The sequence below is a fragment of the Effusibacillus pohliae DSM 22757 genome, assembly GCF_000376225.1.
GTDB lineage: Bacteria > Bacillota > Bacilli > Tumebacillales > Effusibacillaceae > Effusibacillus > Effusibacillus pohliae.
On sequence record NZ_AQXL01000106.1, the window covers coordinates 24,579 to 39,678 of the forward strand.

Sequence of the window (15,100 nt, forward strand, 5' to 3'; positions counted from 1 at the left end):
ATCGTCAAGAGCAGCAAGCACAAGTGTGTAAGCGCAAGCGCATCCAGACGTATCCGTCAGCGCCAGCCGACGATTCCACTCCGAAGGCGGCGTACCTGCAAACGGCGGCCGTCACTTCGCCACTGTGGCCGCTTCAACCGCATCAAGGCCAAACGAGGTATGCAGCACCTGAACCGCTTTCTCCACATCGGCCGCGTCGATCACGCAGGAGACTTTGATTTCCGACGTGCTGACCATCTTGATGTACATGCCATTTTCCGTCAACGCCTGGAACATTTGGGCAGCCACCCCCGGATTGCTGATCATGCCCGCTCCGACGATCGACACCTTCGCCAGGTCTTCTTCGCACACAATCTCTTTTGCGCCGAGCCGCGGCTGCAACTGACCGAGCACCTCAATCGTCCGGGTCAGGTCGTCTTTTGCCACCGTAAACGAAATATCGCTGCAATCGTTGTGGACGATGCTTTGCACAATGATGTCAACGTTGATATTGTCTTGCGCCAGCGTCTGGAATACCACCTTTAGATTGTCATTCCGGTTGGGTACGCCAACCAGCGCCACCTTCGCGACGTTCAAATCGTGCGCGATGCCGCGCACCACCATACCTTTTTCCATAAGCGCCTCCTCTTTCACAAGCGTTCCCGGATTTGTTGTAAAGCTGGACCGGACCATCAACGGCACCTGATACTGTTTCGCGTATTCGACTGCCCGCGGATGCAGCACGGCAGCCCCCAAATTCGCCAGCTCCAGCATTTCGTCATACGAAATCTCGGGGATCTTGCGGGCAAACTTGACCACCCGCGGATCGGTCGAATACACCCCTTCCACGTCGGTGTAGATCTCACACAGATCGGCCTTGAGGGCAGCCGCCAACGCGACAGCCGTCGTATCGGAACCGCCCCGCCCCAGCGTTGTGATGTCGCCATCGTCGGTGATCCCTTGGAAACCGGCTACCACAACCACTTTTCCGGTTTCCAGTTCAGCAAGAATCCGCGACGGGTCAAGGTCGGTGATGCGCGCTTTGCCATGCACCGCCTCCGTCCGGATACCTGCTTGCCAACCGGTAAACGATACGCTGTCCTGGCCGATATCCTGCAGCGCCATCGCCAGCAACGCGATCGAGATTTGCTCCCCGGTCGTCAACAGCATATCCATCTCCCGGGCTGGCCGCACCGCGGATACTTTTTGCGCCAGTTCAATCAGATCATCTGTCGTATCCCCCATCGCCGAGACGACCACAACACACGAATTGCCTTGCTCCACCGTGTCCGCCACACGCCGGGCCACCCGCTTGATGTGCTCTGGGCTGGCTACCGAACTGCCGCCAAACTTCTGAACGATTAACGCCACACTCTCCACTCCTTTGTGACTCTTTTCGATTCTCAGGATGTGAAATCAAAAAAGCGGCAATAGAAGGCTGATCGAGTCACCCGTCTATCGCCGCCTACCAGTCTTAGCCAGCATAACGGTGCCTCCTCTCCGATCGCAACATGCCGACAGGCTTGTTGCTCCCTTTGCAGTATCTCAGCGAGATAGTTCTCCACAGAAAGCCAAGGGACGCTTTCTGTGACAGTCCTGCACCTGTTCGATGCAGGCCCAGCCAGACATCCCCGGGTGGATGCCCGCTTCGGCGAAGACCCCTTTTCCTTTGCTTCCTCGAGTTCCCGTCTCTCGGCAAAGGTACTCATGATCGTTCGCGCCTCTACCTCACCTCTCCTGAGATGAGGCCCTTATGAAATTTTCGTTCATTATATCATCCTTAACGGGAAAGGTCCAGAGTTTTTGTAAAAATTACGTTTGGTTTAAGAAGCTCAATATCTCCCGCGCCAGCTTGTCACCGATGCCAATTTTCCGAAACTCCTCCACCGGCGCGCCTTTGATCGCATCGATCGAGCCGAAATGTTTCAGCAACTGCTTGCGCCGTTTCTCTCCGACGCCGGGGATCTCGTCAAGGATCGAACGCATCGCCTGTTTGCTGTGCGTCTGCCGGTGGAACGAGATGGCAAACCGGTGCACCTCATCCTGAATCCGCGTCAGCAGATAAAACGCCTGCGAGGAACGATCGATCCGGATCGGATCCGGCTCGTATCCGAAAAAAAGCTGGCTGGTTCGATGCCGTTCATCCTTCGCCAAGCCGCAGACCGGGATGTCGAGATCCAGCTCATTTTGCAGAACGTCGAGCGCCGCGTGCATCTGGCCCTTCCCGCCGTCGATCACGATCAGGTCGGGCAGCGGCTGCTTTTCCCGCAGCGCTCGGACGAACCGGCGGCGGATCACCTCCCGCATCGAACCGTAATCGTCCGGTCCTTGCACCGTCTTGATTTTGTATTTGCGGTATTCTTTCTTCGCCGGTTGGCCGTTGAGAAACACGACCATCGCCGCCACTGCATCGGCGCCCTGGATGTTCGAATTGTCAAACGCCTCGATCCGTACGGGTGTCGGGATCGCCAAAATCTCGCCAAGCTGTTCAACCGCCCGAACGGTCCGGTCCATGTCGCGGTCCATCAGCTTGAAGCGTTCTTCCAGAGCGATTTTCGCGTTTTCGCAGGCCATGTCGACCAACTGTTTTTTGATGCCGCGCATCGGGACCTTGATTTTGACGGACAACCATTGTTCGATTACGTCCGTGTCAAGCCCCCCGGGCAGCAGAATCTCCCGCGGGAGATCGGCGTTGTCAAAATAGAACTGGCTGACATACGACAGAAAATCTTCTTTCTCGTCCCCATGGTGCTGGAAAATCGCCACATCACGCTCGATCAGCTTGCCGGCGCGGACGTAGAACACCTGCACGCACATCATTCCCTTATCGGCATAATAGCCGAACACGTCCCGGTTGATCGTATCGCCCAGGTCGATTTTCTGCTTTTCCATCACCTTGTCGATATGCTGGATCAGGTCGCGCAGTTCCTTCGCCCGCTCAAAATTGAGCGCTTCCGCCTCCTTGTGCATCCTCTCGGTCAACTGCTGTTTGATCTCATTGTGGCCGCCGTTCAGAAATCTTGCGATTTGCTTGATCATCCGGTCGTATTCCGCCTGTTCGACCGGAAACTCGCACGGCGCCAGACACTGGTTGATATGGTAGTAGAGGCACACTTTCGACTTGAGCGTTTTGCATTTGCGCAGCGGGTACAGCCGATCGAGCAGTTTTTTCGTCTCGGCGGCCGCGCCGGCGTTCGGGTACGGGCCGAAGTATTTACCACCGTCCTTTTTCACGCGCCGTACGATCTCCAACTGCGGATGCTGCTCGTTGGTGATTTTGATGTACGGGTAGGTTTTGTCATCCTTCAGCAAAATGTTGTAATGCGGCGTGTGCTTTTTGATCAGGTTGTTTTCCAGAATCAGCGCTTCGACGACCGTGTCGGTCACGATATATTCAAAATCGGCAATTTGCGATACGAGCAATTGCGTCTTGCCATCGTGCGATCCGGTGAAATAGGAGCGCACCCGGTTTTTCAAGACTTTCGCCTTGCCGACATAAAGAATCTCCCCGTTCGCGTCCTTCATCAGATAGACGCCCGGTTTCGCCGGCAGGAGAGCCAATTTTTCCTTGATCTTATCCCGCGTAGACATACCGATCACCGATTTAATCGTACCACAGGCGTCAAGCGGCCGGCGACCCGCTCTTCCCCGCCGTGCCTTATGTGTCGCCATAAGCAAAGCCACCTGCAGATCACAGACGGCTTGTCCAAACCGGCAAACTTTCTATTTGACGATCAGCGCGGGACATTCGGCGTCTTGCAGCACTTGTTGCTGACGCTGCCGAGCACGATCTGTTTGAAAGCGCCCAGAACGCGGCTGCCCATCACGATCAGATCGGCTTGTTCCCCTGCCATTTGTTTTTCTTCCCCTTTTTCTCTTCCCCTCTGCCGCAAAATCTGCCATACTATTGAAAAAAGAATCGACCATTGGAGAGGAAAGAGATGGATTCAAGCCTCGAACTGCAGATTCTGAACGTGCTGCACGAAAATTCCCGCCTGTCCCACCAGCAGATCGCGACGATGCTGGGCGCCGATCCGGCTGAAGTGAGCCGGCTGATCGCGGAACTGGAGCGGGAGAAAATCATTCTGCGATATTCGGCGGTGATCAACTGGGACAAAGTCGAATCACAGCGGGTGACCGCCGTGATTGACGTAAAGGTGACACCGCAGCGAGAAGTCGGTTTTGACGCGATTGCGGAGCGGATCTACCGGTTCCCGGAAGTCAAGTCTGTCTCCCTCATGTCTGGCGCGTACGACCTGCAGGTGACCGTGGAAGGCATGCACCTGAAAGAGGTTGCCCGGTTTGTGGCCGAAAAACTGTCGACCATCGAACATGTCACCTCGACGACCACCCATTTTCTATTGAAAACCTACAAATCGGACGGCGTCATCTTTGACGACCAGGAAGGCGACCAGCGGCTGGTGATTTCCCCGTGAAGCCACTCTATGACCGCCTGTCCCCGGTTGTCCGGGAGTTGCCGCCGTCCGGCATTCGCCGGTTTTTTGACCTGGCCAATCAGATGGACGATGTGATCTCGCTGGGTGTCGGCGAACCGGACTTTGTCACGCCGTGGCATGTTCGGGAAGCATGTTTTTATTCCCTGGAACGGGGGTTCACCTCTTACACGTCAAACAAGGGGCTGCCTGAACTGCGGGAAGCGATCGCCGACTATCTGCGGGGATTTCAGCTTGACTACGATCCGGAGGAAATCGTTGTGACGGTAGGCGGCAGCGAAGCGATCGACATTGCGCTGCGCGCCTTGCTTTGCCCCGGTGATGAAGTGCTGATCCCGGAACCGGCCTATGTCTCGTACCGCCCCTGTGCGATTTTGGCGGGCGGCACAGCGGTGGGGGTGCCCACCTACGCGGCCGACGAATTCCGGTTGACGCCTGAAATCCTGCGGGCAAAACTGTCGCCTCGCTCGAAAGTGCTGATTTTGTGCTTTCCAAACAATCCGACCGGGGCGACCATGTCAGAAGCAGACCTGCGAGCAATCGCGGAAGTGGCCGTCGAGCATGACCTGTTCGTGCTGTCGGATGAAATCTATGCCGAACTGACGTACGAGGGCCGCCATGTGAGCATCGCCTCGCTGCCGGGGATGAAGGAGCGAACCGTCCTCATCAGCGGGATGTCGAAAGCGTTTGCGATGACCGGCTGGCGGATCGGCTACGCGGCCGCCCCGCCGGACATTCTGAATGCGATGCTGAAAATCCATCAGTACACGATCCTCTGCGCCCCGATTATGGGCCAGATGGCCGCGTTGGAGGCGCTGCGCAACGGGCAGGCGGAGAAGCAGAAAATGATCGAACGCTACAACCAGCGCCGCCGCCTGATTGTCAAAGGTTTTCGCGATATCGGGCTGGCGTGCCACGAACCGAAAGGCGCATTTTATGCGTTTCCGGACATCCGGTCAACAGGACTGACCTCTGAACAGTTTGCGGAACGGCTGCTGCAGCACAGCAGGGTCGCCGTCGTGCCGGGCAACGTGTTTGGGGAAGGTGGAGAAGGATTCGTCCGCTGCTCCTACGCCACATCGGTGGAACAGATCGAACGGGCCCTAGAGCGGATCGGGAATTTTGTGGCGTCGCTGTAGAGCGGCGGATGGCAGAATCCGGGGGCACCCGCAAGCGCAACAAGTCTTGACAGCACACATGCAACACATGCAACGGGCCTAGCAGCTCAGCAGTCAAAGGAGCCGGCGGCATGCGGCTCCTTTTCAAATTGTTTACTGCTGTGCCACAAGCAAAACGTCAACATCGGTCCGTAATTCTCCGATTCGGCGACTATGCGAATCGACGCGTTTCTCCAGCAGAGCCTGACTCTTTTCAATCCCTGCGATTCTGCCGTTGACTTCGGCAAGTGACTTCTTAATCAAACCCAGTTCGGTCTCCAGCGTGTCGAATCTGCTTTTCATGTGACTCTCGATATCATTCAACCGGGATTCCATTTTATCCATCCGAGATTCCAATTTGTCCAGCCGGGACTCCATCTTATCCAGTCGGGACTCCATCTTATCCAGTCGGGACTCCATCATGTCCAACTTTTGTCCAATTCCGTCCAGCCGTTGATTGATCGACCCTAACAACGCTTTCATTTCATCCATCCGGATCACTCTCCCATACCATATTGTAACAGAAAAGACAGCTCAATTGTAATGTCGAATAAACAAATGTACAGAGGGCTAACAAATTACTTGCCTGACCGGGCTTGTGTTTTGACATCGTTTGCACGTCGCCGCCGGACTACCCTTTTCCCAGTATCGCCAGCCAGGTACAAGCGAGATTTGGCATCCCCAATACGGGTGCGATCGACTTGAACGCCACCTGTTCCGGATTTGCTCATGGAGCATCTGGCCAACGGCCTGATTACCGCCGGTCTGCACACAAAAGTGCTCGTCATCAGGGCAGAGACTTTGCTTAAGGTGAACGATTACAACTCGAGGAACATGGACGGAGAACAGCCCGTTTTTTTGGCGTCCCATTTGGGGGGCAGAGGAGAGGGCGGGATTCACCTGTATCGAACCGGTTTGTCAAATCGCATGGGCGGAAAAGAACGCCGCACAGAGGACCCGCTACCGCTAAAGTGATGCCTGGCTACACGGCCAAGTCCGAGTATTTCGGAAGTTCCAGAGAAAAATGGGCCGCCTTCGCGTGACGTGGTAGCTTCTTGATGCCCCCTGTAAGACTCTCCTAAAGGGGGGCGGATTGGTTTTTGCCTGACTCCCCAACAATCAGGCCTTCCGGGTATCCCTTGGCTTACAGGGGATGCGAATCGTTTGTTTGGCTTCTACCCAACCACAGACCTCGATGCCTCGGTTACCTGATGCACATATTGGGTCAGTTCGACCGTCATCTCGTAATAGTGAAACGGTGTGATCAGGTAAAGTCCTTTGAAATACTTGACCGCTTCCGCCACCAGTTCCTTCGCGATTTGCACACCCTCCTGCCGCGCGCGGACTCCTTCAAACCGCTTGATGCGCTCCAGCGTCGATTGTGCGATTTTGATCCCCGGCACCTCATTATGCAAAAATTCGGCATTGCGCGGACCGGTAAGCGGCATGATCCCAATGAAAATCGGCACCGGAATGTGCCGGGTCGCCTCGTAAATCGCCTGCAAAGTGTCCACATCATAGATCGGCTGCGTCATGATAAAATCGGCCCCGGCCTCCACTTTCCGTTCCAGCCGGGCGACAGCCGTATCCAGCCGGCGGACGTGTGGATTGAATGCCGCACCGACGACAAACTGCGCCCTGTGTTTCATCGGTCGGCCGGAAAAGGCGACCCCTTCGTTCAACTGTTTGACCATGCGAATCAATTCAAACGAGGAGACATCAAACACCGAACTGGCACCCGGCAGATCCCCCACGCGCGCCGGGTCACCGGTGATCACCAGGATCTGGTTGATCCCGAGCGCATGCAGCCCCATCAGGTGCGACTGCTGGCCGATCAGGTTGCGGTCGCGGCAGGCCACGTGCGCGATCGGTTCGATTCCCAGTTCCCGTTTGATGATGGCGCCGAGCGCCATATTGCTCATCCGGGCGGTCGCCAGCGAGTTGTCGGCCATCGTGATCGCATCGGCGCCGGCCTGCCGCAAGGCGATGCTGCCCCGGAGAAACTTGTCAATATCCAGATCGCGCGGGGTGTCATACTCGACGATCACCGTATGGCGCTGCTTGACCAACTCGACCACGGACGGTTGGGCTGGCGGCGGGGCCACAGTTTCACGACCGGCGTCCACACCGAGGATTCCGGCCGCACCTCCCCTTTCGGTGTCCCTGACGAGCACCTCGCCAATCGTTTCTCGTTCCACAACCGTTACGGGCGCCGCCGCAGCCGGATTTTGCCGCTTCACCCGCTGGCGGCCCGCCAACGAGCGGCTGATCGCCCGGATATGCTCAGGGGTGGTGCCGCAGCAGCCGCCTATCAGGCCGACGCCCTGCCGCCAGAGTTGAATCGCTGTTTCGCCAAAATAGTCGGCATTCGGCTTGAACGCATACTCGCCGTCGACGAACGCCGGCCGGCCCGCGTTCGGATAGGCGGACAGCGGCAGCCCGTCCGGCACCTCTGTTTTTTCCAGGGAGCGCAAGATCTCGATCGGCCCCAACCGGCAATTCAGGCCCACCATATCGGCTCCGGCCGCTTGCAACTGCAAAAACGCATGCGAAAGTTCGTGTCCGTCCCGCGTGCGGCCGACTTCCAGGAGCGCCAATTGAGTGATGACCGGTGTGCCGGAAGCCAGCGTTAACGGCCGGATCACATCCAGCGCCAACAACAATTCCTCCAGATCGTAGAAGGTTTCCAGCATGATGCCGTCGACACCCTCGTGCAGCAACGCCGCTGCCTGCTCTTCAAACACGTCCCGGTATTCTTCCAGCCGCTTGCTCCTGACCCTCCCCGCCAAAATGGAACCGATGCTGCCGATCACAAACGCATCGCACCCCGATTGCTCGACAGCTTGCCGGGCGATTCGCACCGCTTCCCGGTTGATGCGGGTTGTCTGCTTCTCCAGCCCGTATCGCGCCAAAGCCTCCCGATTGGCGGCGAACGAGTTGGTCTCGATCACCCGGGCGCCAGCATCCAGGTATGCCCGATGCATCTGCCTCACCCATTCCGGATTGGACAGGCACAACTCTTCCGCCGAAGAGCCCGCCGTATACCCTTGTTGGTAAAAAAGCGTCGCGATCGCTCCGTCCCCGACCAACACATCGGACCGCAACCGCGCTTTCAATTGCTGCCGCCGATTCATCCTTATTACCGCCTTTCCTCGTTCCCGATTAAAAGAAGATCCTCTTCTTGGCAACAAGAAGAGGATCGATTACAAACGGAACATGCTCAAGCTTCCTCTCTTATCTGCCAAAACGCATTTTCTGCGAGCGTTTTGCTGGAATTGGCACCTTGTACCGCGTACAGCACGCGATACCGGTTGCCGAGGTTTCACAGGGCCAGTCCCTCCACCTCTCTCGATAAGAGCCACGCTATACGGTTGTTATGCTTGTTAATCATAGCAGCAAAAAGGGAGATTGTCAATCATTTCTGACAGTCTGCGGGCCCGATCTTCCTTCAAACCGCTGTTTGAGCGCTTGCAGCATCGCTTCCCCATTTTGCCGGAGCTTCACTTTTGCTACCGGATTGAGCAGAGCGGACAGCATCGGTACGCCGAATTCAAAATCGACCGTCAACGTCACCCGCGTCTGTTCGCCGTCCTGTTCGACGATCCATTCCCCTTCGAATTTTTTCAGATCTCCCTCGATCTGGCAGTAGCGGATCCGATTCCGCTGCTCGTCGAACTCGTCGCGCTCACGCCACCTGAATGACATTCCGTTGAGCGTGCTGTCCCAGGCGGTGATCGTCCAGTTGTCTCCCCGTTCCAACACCTTCACATCATTCAGGGAAGGCATGAATTGCGGATACGATTCCATGTCCTTGATCAGTTCATACACTTGATCCGCTCTTCCCCGAATCGTTTCCCGAATCTCAACTGACGGCATAACGGCGTCCCCCTTCCAACGCTTTTGCAAACGCGTCGACGACCTGGTCGATTTCCTGTTTGGTGATCGTCAGCGGCGGTTCGATCCGCGTCACTCGCAGGTTGTTCAAGGCAAACGCGGTCAGCACGCCTTGTTCGATCAGCTCCGCCATCGCCACCCCGCCGATCGCTTCATTCGCAAACTCCACGCCGATCATCAGGCCGCGGCCGCGTATGTCCGCCACGGTTCCCGGATACTGATCGGCCGTCAGCCGCAGCTTCGTCAGCAGATAGGTTCCCTTGACCGCCGCCTGCTCGTGCAATTTTTCCTCCAGCAAGAGATCGATTGCCGCGTTAGCAGCCGCGCAGGCCAGCGGGTTGCCGCCAAACGTAGAGGTATGCAGCAGCGGCGCATCCTTGTACGCGTCATACAGGCGGGGCCGTGCGACAAACGCCCCGATCGGCATCACGCCGCCGCCGAGCGCTTTCGCCAGGCACAGGATATCCGGCACCACGCCTTCTTCCTCACAGGCAAAAACCCGGCCGGTCCGCCCCATGCCCGTCTGCACCTCATCGGCGATCAACAGCACACCCTTGCGATCGCACAATTCCCTCACCTGCCGCAAATAGCCAGCAGGCGGTACGATGATCCCCGCCTCCCCCTGAATCGGTTCCAGAATCACGGCGGCCGTCGCATCGTCGATTGCCGCTTCCAACCGGTCGAGGTCGCCGAACGGCACATGGACGAATCCGCCGAGCAGCGGTGCAAACGGTTCCCGGTAGGTATCTTTGCCGGACGCGGACAGTGCCCCTAACGTTTTGCCGTGAAACGAATTGAGCATCGACACGATTTTCGGCTTGCCCGTCGCAATCCGCGCGAGCTTGATCGCTCCTTCCACCGCCTCCGTTCCCGAGTTACACACGAACGTGTACGTCAGATCGCCGGGCGTGATCCGGGCCATTCGTTCTGCCAAATCGGCCATCGGCTCGCACAGCATGATTTTGCTGGAAAGCGGCATTTTCCGCAGCTGCTCCTCGACTGCTTGCACGATCCGAGGATGCTTGTGACCGAATGCGAATGTTCCGTAGCCGCCGACGCAGTCGATCATCCGCCTGCCTTCCCAATCGGTGACGATGCTGCCTGCCGCCTCCCGTTCAACAGAAGACAACCCCATCAACCGCAGCAGCCGCGCCAGGCCGGGATTCACGTATGCTTCATATTTCGCAAGCACTTGTTCGCTTTTTGTCATGGGACACCTCCAAATCAATTGCACCTTAGCAGGCACCATGCGGCCGGTCTCTCATTGCAGCCCCGTCGCCACTTGCCCGACCAATCGGGTGGTTGCAGATGTGGCAGCTGGCGGATCTGTCTCGGTGAGCGCCCATCCTCACTTGCGCGACGAATCGACTGGCTGCAGGGCGGGCGGACGTTTTTTGTTCCAGAGGATCGGCGTGCGCATCAGCACCTGCAACAGCGCTTTGCCGTTAAACGGCCACAACGGCCAGAGATAGGGGACCTCAAGCGAGCGTGTCCGCGCCAACAAAACGATCCACAACACCATGCCCAGCACAAACCCGACGACACCCAACTGAAAAATTCCGAACAGCGCGGTGATCACCAACAAGCCGAGGCGGATCAACCGATTGGCCAGTGCGAATTCATAACTCGGCGTCGCGTAATTGCCGACTGCCGCGATGGCGATGTAAAACACCACTTGCTTGATAAAAAAACCGGTTTCCACCGCAATTTGGCCGAGGATCACCGCCGCAACCAAGCCCATTGCAGTGGCCAGCGGAGAGGGTGTATGGATAGCCGCCATCCGCAGCACGTCAATGCCCAACTCGGCAAACAGCAACTGCCAGAACAGATGAATTTTTCCCAGGTTATCCGGAACGATGAAACGAAGTCCGGAGGGAACGATGGCGGGATGCAGCACCAACGCCATCCAGAGGGGCGGCACGATCACCGACGCGAGAATCGCGAACAGCCGGATCCAGCGGAGGTAGGCGCCGACAACCGGTTTTTGCCGGTATTCCTCCGCATGCTGCAAATGATGAAAAAACGTGGTCGGCGTAATCATGACAGACGGCGATGTATCGACATAGATCAGGACGTGTCCTTCCAGCAGGTGGATGGCCGCCACGTCCGGCCGTTCCGTGTAACGAATCATCGGATAGGGGTTCCAATGGTTTTTAAACACCAGCTCTTCGATCGTTTTCTCCGCCATCGGCAGCCCGTCGATCTCCACTTTTTGCAATTCATGACGCAGCAGCTCGATCAGATCCGGGTTGGCGATATCCTTGATGTAAGCGAGACAGATGTCCGTTTTCGAGCGGGCGCCTGCCCGCAAGTACTCGAACCGCAAATTCGGATCGCGGATGCGGCGGCGGGTCAACGCTGTATTGAACACAAACGTTTCCGTGAAGCCGTCGCGGGCCCCCCGCACCACCCGTTCGGTGTCAGGTTCTTGCGGATTGCGGGCAGGGTATGTGCGGGCATCGATGATGATCGCTTCCGTCTCCCCGTCGATCAGCAGGACAAGCGGGCCGGACAACAGGGAATCGACGATCTTGTGCAGTTCCTTTTCCGCGTTGACTTCCAGATACGCGATGTGGGTTTGCAGCAAACGCTGGATTTCCCGCACCGACAACTCCCCCTGCTTGAGCTTCGCCAGATGGTCCATCACCCGGTTCATCAGGCCGTCTTTCACCAGCCCGTCCACAAAATACAGGGCCAAGTCCTTGCCCGCATAATGCAGCCGGCGGCAGACCATATCAAAGCTTTCATCGACCCCCACCAGTTGGTTCAGATATTCCACATTGGCGTCCAAATCGGGTTCAAGATACTTCCGCTCCCTGTCAATCGCCTCTGTCGGCATAGGACTACCCCTTTTCCGGTTGTTCAATCACTCAGTATGCCAAAAAAAGGGTCGGATCAAACATCGGCAGGCAGCGCCGGCTGCACATCCTGTCCATGCATGTTTTGCCGAAAAAAGGAAAATAATAGAGCGGACACTCTGATAGAGGGGGTATCACCATGGGTTTTTACAAACTGAGCAAGGAGCCGGCCGGCCGCAATCAACGGATGCAGGGAAACCAGGAACTGGAGCTTGTACAGGCGTGGCAAAAAGATGTGCTGGCCGAAGAATTTCCGGAAGGTCCGTACGGGGCGCAAATCTATCTGGACCAAAAAATCGGGAAATCGACCGAATGGGAACCGGGCCAGCATGTGGTTTCCCGTTTCCAGGACGAAAATCCGACCACGAACGATTTCAAAGTACCGACCGATGCAGATCTGCCGGAAATGTAACGATTTTCCGGTTGCAAAAACAAGTGCTTCCTGATTCATCAGCTCCTTTCACACATCCCCACCAAAATGACCTGATGCAACGACCGCCTCAGCAAGGTGACGCGCACCTTGCACCCAAAGGGCACAAAAACAGGAAAAGGAAGACCGCTGCGGAGCGGTCTCCCTCAGTCTATCAGTCCTCCATAGTCGACAGGTCGCCGGTCGGCAGCCCCAGTTCCCACGCCTTCAGAACGCGGCGCATGATTTTGCCGGAACGGGTCTTCGGCAACTTGTCGCGAAATTCGATTTCGCGCGGGGCAGCATGGGCTGCCAGGCCTTTTTTCACAAACTCCTGGATGTCTTTGATCAGTTCCTCCGACGGCTGATACCCGTCGCGCAAGGCGATAAACGCTTTGATAATCTCGCCGCGAACCGGATCCGGCTTGCCGATCACGCCCGCTTCCGCCACCGCTGGATGCTCCACCAGCTTGCTTTCCACCTCAAACGGGCCGACCCGTTCGCCGGACGTGTTGATCACATCATCGACGCGGCCCTGGAACCAGAAATAGCCGTCTTCGTCCTTGTACGCCGAATCACCCGAGATATACCAGGGCTTGAGCCGGAAATACTCCTCGTATTTCGCCGGATTGTTCCATATCTGGCGCATCATCGACGGCCATGGCGCGCGAATCGCTAGATTCCCCATTTGATAGGGCGGCAGCTCGTTACCTTCGTCATCGACGATCGCCGCATAGATCCCCGGGAACGGTTTCCCCATCGACCCCGGCTTGATCGGCATGCACGGATAGTTGCAGATCAATTGCCCGCCCGTTTCCGTCATCCACCAAGTGTCATGAATCCGCTTGTTGTACACCTTCAGTCCCCAGCGAACCACTTCCGGATTGAGCGGCTCACCCACAGACAGGATGTGACGGAGGGAGGACAGGTCATATTTTTTCACCAGGTCATCGCCGGCGGCCATCAGCATGCGCAACGCCGTCGGCGCCGAATACCAGACGGTGATGCGGTATTTCTCGATCGTCTGGTACCAGTCTTCCGGTGAAAAACGGCCGCCGCGAATGACGGTGGTGACGCCGTTCAGCCAGGGGGACCACATGCCGTACACGGTACCTGTCACCCAGCCGGGATCGGCCGTACACCAGTAGATATCATCTTCGCGCAGGTCAAGTACCCACTTGCCCGTTTGCAGGTGCTGAATCATCGCGTTGTGGACGTGCAGCACGCCTTTCGGCTTACCGGTGGATCCCGAAGTATAGTGAAGCTGCAAACCGTCCTCGCGGTCCACCCATTCGATCTCCAATTGGTCGGACGCCTCGGCCATCAACTTTTCAAAGCTCAATTCCCGTTCGCCAAGTTCCCCTTCCGCCCCTACGAGAATCACATGTTTCAAGGCAGGCAGTTCGGCGACCGGAATCCGCTCTTTCAGTTTCGGCGTGGTGATGATCGCAACCGCTTCCGCATCCTGCAACCGATCCTTGACGGCCGCTTCCATAAACGCTTCAAACAGCGGTCCGACGATCGCCCCGATTTTCACCGCTCCCACGTACGCGATGTACAGCTCGGGGCTTCTCGGCATAAACACGAATACGCGGTCACCCTTTTGAATCCCGAGCGAGCGCAGCGCGTTGCCGAATTTATTTGAAAGGGTTTTCATTTGCGCGAACGTATACGATTCATCTCGGGTCGCATCGCTGAACAACAGCGCCGCTTTGCCACCGCGGCCTTCGTCGACGTGGCGATCGACCGCTTCGTATGCGATGTTCACTCTTCCCGTTTGATGCCATGTAAATTCTTTTTCAACATCTTCCCACTTAAAAGTGGCGTACGCTTCTTCGTAGTTTTTCAGATTGTGTTCCGATGTCATCACCGGAATCAATTCTTTGGTTTGTTCTGTCATCTAACCCCGCCTCCTGCTACCATCGATTGTTTAGATAATTGAAATTTCTGCATCTATTTTAACACAGTTGAAAATCGACCACAATCGTGCCGGAAAAACTTGCCTTCACCCGGAATGGTTCAATTTGCCGAAGTTTTTTCATAATGTTCACACATCGGTTGCGCAAAAAACGTACCGGCTGCGCTATAATGAAGTACGAAATAGTAGCTCGGAATTAGAGAGATGAATCCGAGTCTGGACAAGGGGTGAATGGGTCAAAAATCGCCTATTTTGTTAACCTTGGAAAGCCATTTTCAAAAAATGGGCATGCCAAATAACCCGACAATATCGGGTTTTTAAAAAATATGGAAAAGGCCTGTGACTATGCAGCTAATTGGCTTGCAAACCATTCGTCCAGTGAAGGAAGGTTCGCTTTTCTTGCTTCTTCCAACCATGCGTCGGCATGTTGG

General features: G+C 56.4%; 12 protein-coding genes and 2 riboswitches. Of the genes, 3 read left to right on the forward strand and 9 right to left on the reverse strand.

What is annotated here, in order from left to right:
- Positions 1-111: 111 nt before the first annotated feature.
- The 3 genes from C230_RS0105335 to C230_RS21850 all read right to left on the reverse strand — a co-directional run bounded on the left by C230_RS0105335 (position 112) and on the right by C230_RS21850 (position 3,833).
- Entirely contained in the window at positions 112-1,350 is a 1,239-nt protein-coding gene (locus tag C230_RS0105335; protein WP_018131005.1) for an aspartate kinase, read from the reverse strand.
- 175 nt (positions 1,351-1,525) lie between these two features.
- A riboswitch (Lysine riboswitch) is annotated at positions 1,526-1,713 on the reverse strand.
- Positions 1,714-1,791: 78 nt separating this feature from the next.
- Positions 1,792-3,570 carry an excinuclease ABC subunit UvrC gene (gene uvrC / locus C230_RS0105340; protein ID WP_026174150.1) on the reverse strand — a complete coding sequence of 593 codons (1,779 nt, stop codon included), beginning with the start codon at positions 3,568-3,570 and terminating at the stop codon, positions 1,792-1,794.
- Between the two features lie 143 nt (positions 3,571-3,713).
- Complete coding sequence (locus C230_RS21850; protein ID WP_018131007.1) at positions 3,714-3,833, reverse strand: universal stress protein; 120 nt, start codon at positions 3,831-3,833, stop codon at positions 3,714-3,716.
- An 87-nt stretch (positions 3,834-3,920) separates the two neighbouring features.
- Here C230_RS21850 and C230_RS0105350 point away from each other — a divergent pair, with 87 nt between their 5' ends.
- Positions 3,921-4,415 (forward strand): Lrp/AsnC family transcriptional regulator, encoded by a 495-nt coding sequence (locus tag C230_RS0105350; protein WP_018131008.1) that lies wholly within the window; start codon positions 3,921-3,923, stop codon positions 4,413-4,415.
- Positions 4,412-5,572, forward strand: coding sequence for an aminotransferase class I/II-fold pyridoxal phosphate-dependent enzyme (locus C230_RS0105355; RefSeq protein ID WP_018131009.1), 1,161 nt, complete (start codon positions 4,412-4,414; stop codon positions 5,570-5,572). The genes C230_RS0105350 and C230_RS0105355 overlap by 4 nt, the downstream gene beginning before the upstream one ends.
- Before the next feature lie 132 nt (positions 5,573-5,704).
- Here the strand turns inward: C230_RS0105355 and C230_RS19545 are convergent, their stop codons facing one another.
- The 5 genes from C230_RS19545 to C230_RS0105385 all read right to left on the reverse strand — a co-directional run bounded on the left by C230_RS19545 (position 5,705) and on the right by C230_RS0105385 (position 12,323).
- A complete protein-coding gene (locus tag C230_RS19545; protein ID WP_018131010.1) occupies positions 5,705-6,082 on the reverse strand; it encodes a hypothetical protein in 378 nt (125 codons plus the stop codon).
- Positions 6,083-6,765: 683 nt separating this feature from the next.
- Positions 6,766-8,724 carry a bifunctional homocysteine S-methyltransferase/methylenetetrahydrofolate reductase gene (locus C230_RS0105370; protein WP_018131012.1) on the reverse strand — a complete coding sequence of 653 codons (1,959 nt, stop codon included), beginning with the start codon at positions 8,722-8,724 and terminating at the stop codon, positions 6,766-6,768.
- A gap of 97 nt (positions 8,725-8,821) precedes the next feature.
- Positions 8,822-8,948, reverse strand: a riboswitch (SAM riboswitch).
- 53 nt (positions 8,949-9,001) lie between these two features.
- Positions 9,002-9,466: a type II toxin-antitoxin system RatA family toxin gene (locus C230_RS0105375; protein ID WP_018131013.1), complete on the reverse strand. Its 465-nt coding sequence runs from the start codon at positions 9,464-9,466 to the stop codon at positions 9,002-9,004.
- On the reverse strand, positions 9,453-10,694 hold the full coding sequence (locus C230_RS0105380; RefSeq protein WP_018131014.1) for an aspartate aminotransferase family protein: 1,242 nt from the start codon (positions 10,692-10,694) through the stop codon (positions 9,453-9,455). The genes C230_RS0105375 and C230_RS0105380 overlap by 14 nt, the downstream gene beginning before the upstream one ends.
- A gap of 138 nt (positions 10,695-10,832) precedes the next feature.
- Complete coding sequence (locus C230_RS0105385; protein WP_018131015.1) at positions 10,833-12,323, reverse strand: spore germination protein; 1,491 nt, start codon at positions 12,321-12,323, stop codon at positions 10,833-10,835.
- Positions 12,324-12,481: 158 nt separating this feature from the next.
- Here C230_RS0105385 and C230_RS19555 point away from each other — a divergent pair, with 158 nt between their 5' ends.
- Complete coding sequence (locus tag C230_RS19555) at positions 12,482-12,754, forward strand: hypothetical protein (protein WP_018131016.1); 273 nt, start codon at positions 12,482-12,484, stop codon at positions 12,752-12,754.
- Positions 12,755-12,926: 172 nt separating this feature from the next.
- Here the strand turns inward: C230_RS19555 and acsA are convergent, their stop codons facing one another.
- The gene (acsA, locus tag C230_RS0105395) at positions 12,927-14,651 is read right to left on the reverse strand and encodes an acetate--CoA ligase (RefSeq protein WP_018131017.1); all 1,725 of its coding nucleotides are present in this window, start codon (positions 14,649-14,651) and stop codon (positions 12,927-12,929) included.
- Positions 14,652-15,100 lie beyond the last annotated feature (449 nt).

Excerpts from the sequence above, each read along its gene's own strand:
- uvrC (WP_026174150.1), bottom strand. The coding sequence starts at position 3,570 with ATGTCTACGCGGGATAAGATCAAGGAAAAATTGGCTCTCCTGCCGGCG.
- C230_RS19545 (WP_018131010.1), bottom strand. The coding sequence starts at position 6,082 with ATGGATGAAATGAAAGCGTTGTTAGGGTCGATCAATCAACGGCTGGAC.
- C230_RS0105370 (WP_018131012.1), bottom strand. The coding sequence starts at position 8,724 with ATGAATCGGCGGCAGCAATTGAAAGCGCGGTTGCGGTCCGATGTGTTG.
- acsA (WP_018131017.1), bottom strand. The coding sequence starts at position 14,651 with ATGACAGAACAAACCAAAGAATTGATTCCGGTGATGACATCGGAACAC.
- C230_RS19555 (WP_018131016.1), top strand. The coding sequence starts at position 12,482 with ATGGGTTTTTACAAACTGAGCAAGGAGCCGGCCGGCCGCAATCAACGG.
- C230_RS21850 (WP_018131007.1), bottom strand. The coding sequence starts at position 3,833 with ATGGCAGGGGAACAAGCCGATCTGATCGTGATGGGCAGCCGCGTTCTG.
- C230_RS0105350 (WP_018131008.1), top strand. The coding sequence starts at position 3,921 with ATGGATTCAAGCCTCGAACTGCAGATTCTGAACGTGCTGCACGAAAAT.
- C230_RS0105375 (WP_018131013.1), bottom strand. The coding sequence starts at position 9,466 with ATGCCGTCAGTTGAGATTCGGGAAACGATTCGGGGAAGAGCGGATCAA.
- C230_RS0105380 (WP_018131014.1), bottom strand. The coding sequence starts at position 10,694 with ATGACAAAAAGCGAACAAGTGCTTGCGAAATATGAAGCATACGTGAAT.
- C230_RS0105385 (WP_018131015.1), bottom strand. The coding sequence starts at position 12,323 with ATGCCGACAGAGGCGATTGACAGGGAGCGGAAGTATCTTGAACCCGAT.